The 427-nt window shown below is 74.5% G+C and carries 1 protein-coding gene; it reads right to left on the reverse strand.

The window, feature by feature from the left end:
• The coding region (locus tag IH25_RS0136865) for an ATP-binding protein (RefSeq protein WP_030621449.1) at positions 1 to 427 on the reverse strand (427 nt) is incomplete at both ends.

Below are 427 nucleotides of genomic sequence, written 5' to 3' on the forward strand. Positions count from 1 at the left end.
GAGTTTCTGGTGGCGGCGCTGCAGGGAGCAGTCGCGGGTGGAGACCACGACGACGTTGCCGTGCTTGTCGGCCAGGCACTGCGTCTCCACGTGCCGGGGCCGGTCCAGATACCGCTCCACGAAGCACTCGCCGCGGCCGAACGCGGCGACGGCCTCGCGGACGGCGGACTCGTACAGCTCGGGGACCTCTTCGAGGGTGCGGGCGACCTTCAGACCGCGGCCGCCGCCGCCGAAGGCGGCCTTGATCGCGATCGGCAGGCCGTGCTCGCGGGCGAAGGCCACGACCTCCTCCGCGCCGCTGACGGGGTCGGGGGTGCCGGCGACCAGCGGGGCGCCGGCGCGCTGGGCGATGTGGCGGGCGGCGACCTTGTCACCGAGGTCGCGGATGGCCTGCGGGGGCGGACCGATCCAGATCAGACCCGCGTCC

Source organism: Streptomyces achromogenes subsp. achromogenes (assembly GCF_000720835.1).
Taxonomy (GTDB): Bacteria; Actinomycetota; Actinomycetes; order Streptomycetales; family Streptomycetaceae; genus Streptomyces; species Streptomyces achromogenes.